This window comes from Mycobacterium sp. (assembly GCF_049802695.1).
GTDB lineage: Bacteria > Actinomycetota > Actinomycetes > Mycobacteriales > Mycobacteriaceae > Mycobacterium.
This window is the reverse complement of record NZ_JBARMY010000091.1, coordinates 1-3,916: the sequence shown is the minus strand read 5'-3', so window position 1 is coordinate 3,916 and position 3,916 is coordinate 1. Positions and strand designations below refer to the sequence as shown.

Here is a 3,916-nt window from a genome sequence, read left to right as displayed (position 1 = left end):
GATCGGACAGCATCGTGGTGACCGCCGGAAGGTTCGCCCCGCCGCCCACCGCAGCGACGGCGACCACATCTGACCCTTGAACGCCGTTGACCTGCAAAACATCTCGCAATACGGAGATGAATGCTGCCAATGGCTGGCGGATCGCTTCGTCGAGATCGGCCCGGGTGAGCTGCAGATCCCCGCGATATCCGGGCAGCTCAGCGGTCAACGTGGTCACCGTGCTCGTCGAGAGCTGTTCTTTGGCGAGCCGGCAGTCCGCCCGCAACCGGGTCAGTGAGCCGATCGCCGACGTGGCGGAGGTGTCGAACGAACCCGCAGCCGACAGGTCGGCGACGACGTGATTCAGCAAAGCCTGATCGATCAGGTCGCCGGAGAAGTCAGCGTGCCGCACGGTGGCGCCGATGCGCTGATAACCGTTGGCGGCGTCGACGAGGGTGAGACTGGTGCCGCTGCCGCCGAAGTCGCACACCGCGATGACGCCGCTGCCCGGCAGACCGGGGTTGGTCTGCAGCGCGTTGGCCGCCGCCGCGGCGTCGTCCATCAGTACCGCATCCCCGTCGCGAAGCCACCCCGAGCCCGGCCCGAGCGCAGCCCGCAACGCGTCCACCGCGGCCGGCTGCCAGTGCGCCGGATAGGTCACCACTATCGCCTCCGGCGCCGGACCCCCGTCGGTCGCCGTGTACACCAGAGCGCGCAGCGCGTCCGCGACGAGCACCTCGCTGCGGTGTGTCGAGCCGTCGGCTGCGACCACCCGAGCCGGAGATCCCACCCGGTTGACGAAGTCATTCATCACCAGCCCGGGTTCGTCGAGCTGCGGGTTCTCCGACGGTACGCCCACTTCGGGCGCTCGCTGCCCGTACAAGGTCAGCACCGGCTTGCGGGTCACGGAACGATCGGCAGTCACTGCCGCCAAGTTGGTCGCCCCAATGGAAAGACCGATCGCCGGCCTAGTCGCGTCTGCCATGTCGTCCCATCGACCTGCTGAGTCTGAATGCCCGGCCACTAACCTATAGGTATCGCTTCGTTCGATCCGAAGCGCCGATCAGCGGATGGTGCCCGCGCCGGCGATCAGCGGCAGGTCGAGTGCGGTCACCCAACCGGGTGACAACGCGTTGACGGCCGGCACGGCGTTGAGCGCGCGCATTCCGGTCGCCAAGCAGCCGGCCGCGGCGGCGTCCCGCCCCGAACCGTCGGTGAACCGGAACGCGGTCTCCTGGAAGACGCTCGGTGTCCCTTCGATGTCCACCCGGTAGACGTCGTCTTGGTTTCCGGACGGCCACTCGGGCGCGGCGTCGTGCCCGATGCGGTTGACGTGTTCGAGCTGAATGCGGGTTCGACCCTGGTAGACGCCGTTAATGGTGAACCGGACGGCGGCGACGTGACCCGGCTGGATGACACCCTTGGCGGTTTTGCGCTCGGCGGTCGTCACCCACTTGTCCCAGGTGGTGGTGATCTCGTCGAGCATGATGCCGGCGGCGTGGGCGATCATCGGGACGGTGCCACCCCACGCGAAGATCAGCACGTCGCGGTTTTCCAGGACCGGCCGGAAATCAGGCGCGCGGCCGATGCCCATCTCGTCCTCGTAATCGCCGGTGTAGTTGGTGTAGTCGAGCAGCTCGGAGGCCCGCACCGTACGGACCTCGGAGCAGACGCCCATCAGGGTCATCGGGAACAGGTCGTTGGCGAAACCCGGGTCGATGCCAGTGGTGAAACACGAGGATTCGCCGAGCTCGCATGCCTCGGTGATCGGCTGGATCCAGTTCGGCGGGTTGAGATGCATCGTCGGCCAGACCCAGGGCGTCATCGCGGTCGAGCAGACGTCGATACCTGCGCGCAGGAAGCGGGTCATCAGCCCGATGTTGGCGTCGGCGTGGGCAGCGGTCGGACCGTAATGCACCAAAGCGTCGGGTCGCAGCGCGATCAACTCGTCGACGTCGTCAGTAGCCGTGATTCCCACTGAATGAGGCAACCCGCAGATTTCGCCGACATCGCGGCCGACCTTCTCCGGGTTGCTGACGCCGACACCGACCAACTCGAAGAGCGGGTGTCTGACGACCTCAGCAAGCACCAGCTTGCCGACGAAGCCGGTGCCCCAGACCACAATGCGCTTGGCTTCGAACTGAGCCATCGGCCGCCTTCCGCTCAGGTACCGGCTTCACCCTAGGCCGACGGCGGCGACCCGCTTCACCCGGCTATCAGCCGCGCTCGCGATCACCGCTAGCCGATGGCGGCGACAACCGAATGGGTCCGAAAGCGCCCGCGATCGGCCAGTGCGGTGCACGATGAAAAACCATGACGAGACCAGCGCTTCCGTCGCCGCCGCGAACGAACCGCCGCACTTTGCTCATCGGCTTGGCGACCATCCTGACGGTGAGCGCCGGGACCGCCCCGGGAACCGCGAACGCGACCGCACGGCCGCAGAGTCCCAGCAACCCGCTGGTTCGCTACGAAGTCAGCGGCGCGCCGGGCACCGCTGAGTACCTCACTTACGAAATTGACTACCAGCAGGGACACGAAACGAACGTCAGCCTGCCGTGGTCCAAGCAGTTCTCCACCAGCCGCGGTCATACTTTCCTGCTCAGCGCACAGGGTCACGGTCCCGGATCGCTGACTTGCCGGATTCTCATCGACGGCAGGGTGGTGAGCCAGGCGACCGCGTCGGGGGAGCCGGCCCGAACGGTTTGCGCGCCGAGTCAAATCTGAAACACCCGCCTGCGCAACGAGCCGTGCGGGCGCCGCGCCATACTCTCGGGCATGGCTTTCAAAGTGTGGCTCGGCAGTGAGGACAGTCCCGCGGACTGCGGAGACGCTGACATGTTCGAGTTCCAACCCGGCGGCGCCCTCGCGGTTCACTACGCCAGTCCGGGCCGCTGGTCGGATTTCTACCCGCCCGGCGTCTGGATCCGCGTGTCGGCTCAGCCCAACCATCGGCCGGGAGAACCGGCCAACCGATCGATCGGGCCGGAGTTCGACAACTGACTGGCGCCGGACGGCCCGACCCGGTGTTTGCGGCCCTCGCTGAGGGGGCGTTATGGTGCTGACAAGTTGCTGACGGAGTTGCTGCGGGAGGGTTGTTGGCAGGCACGACGTTCGGCAAGTACCGCCTGATCGAGTTGCTGGGCCGAGGCGGCATGGGCGAAGTTTGGCGCGCCTACGACACCGCTTTGGACCGCATCGTGGCGATCAAGATCTTGTCCGCCGACACCTCCGCTGACCCGGTGTTCCAACAGCGATTCCGCCGCGAGGCCTACGCCGCAGCACGACTGAACAGCCCGCACGTCGTACCGATTCACACGCATGGCGAGTTGGACGGACGACTCTTCGTCGACATGCGACTCATCGACGGACGCGACCTGCAGAGCCTGCTGGCCGCGGGGCCGCCGCTGCCGCCGGGCCGCGCCGTGCACATCATCGAGCAGGTCGCCAGGGCTTTGCATGCGGCGCACCGGGTCGGACTGTTGCACCGCGATGTCAAGCCGTCCAACATTTTGCTCGACGACGATGATTTCGCGTATCTGATCGACTTCGGGTTGGCCCGCACCGTCGGCGAGATGAGTCTGACCTCGGCCGGTGAAGTAATCGGCACCTTTCATTACATGGCGCCGGAACGGTTCACCGACGACCACGTCGACGCCCGGTCGGATATCTACGCGTTGGCCTGTGTGCTGTACGAGTGCGTGACCGGCCGGCGGCCGTTTCCCGGGGACAGCCCTCAACAGCAGCTCACCGCCCATCTCAACGACCAGCCGCCACGGCCGTCGCAGACCTATCCGGGACTGCCCGCCGGGTTCGACGCGGTCATCGCCAAAGGGATGGCCAAACGGCCCGATCAGCGCTACGCGACCACCATGGACTTGGCGCGCGCCGCCCGTGACGCGCTGGCGACCGCGATCACTGCGCCCCGGCCGCCCGTCTC

At 66.7% G+C, this 3,916-nt stretch carries 5 protein-coding genes; 3 read left to right on the top strand and 2 right to left on the bottom strand.

All coding sequences use genetic code 11. From position 1 onward, the window contains the following. On the bottom strand, positions 1-964 hold a 964-nt coding region (locus tag WA317_RS03370), incomplete at its 3' end, for an Hsp70 family protein (RefSeq protein ID WP_425171695.1). Positions 965-1,042: 78 nt separating this feature from the next. After that, a complete protein-coding gene (locus tag WA317_RS03365) occupies positions 1,043-2,128 on the bottom strand; it encodes a dihydrodipicolinate reductase (protein WP_425171694.1) in 1,086 nt (361 codons plus the stop codon). A 164-nt stretch (positions 2,129-2,292) separates the two neighbouring features. On the opposite strand from WA317_RS03365, the gene WA317_RS03360 reads away from it, so the two are divergent. The 3 genes from WA317_RS03360 to WA317_RS03350 all read left to right on the top strand — a co-directional run. Next, a complete protein-coding gene (locus WA317_RS03360; RefSeq protein WP_425171693.1) occupies positions 2,293-2,703 on the top strand; it encodes an MmpS family transport accessory protein in 411 nt (136 codons plus the stop codon). A gap of 51 nt (positions 2,704-2,754) precedes the next feature. Continuing rightward, positions 2,755-2,979: a hypothetical protein gene (locus WA317_RS03355; protein ID WP_425171692.1), complete on the top strand. Its 225-nt coding sequence runs from the start codon at positions 2,755-2,757 to the stop codon at positions 2,977-2,979. Between the two features lie 95 nt (positions 2,980-3,074). Beyond that, positions 3,075-3,916, top strand: an 842-nt coding sequence (locus tag WA317_RS03350) for a serine/threonine-protein kinase (protein WP_425171691.1), incomplete at its 3' end; no start/stop codon positions are given.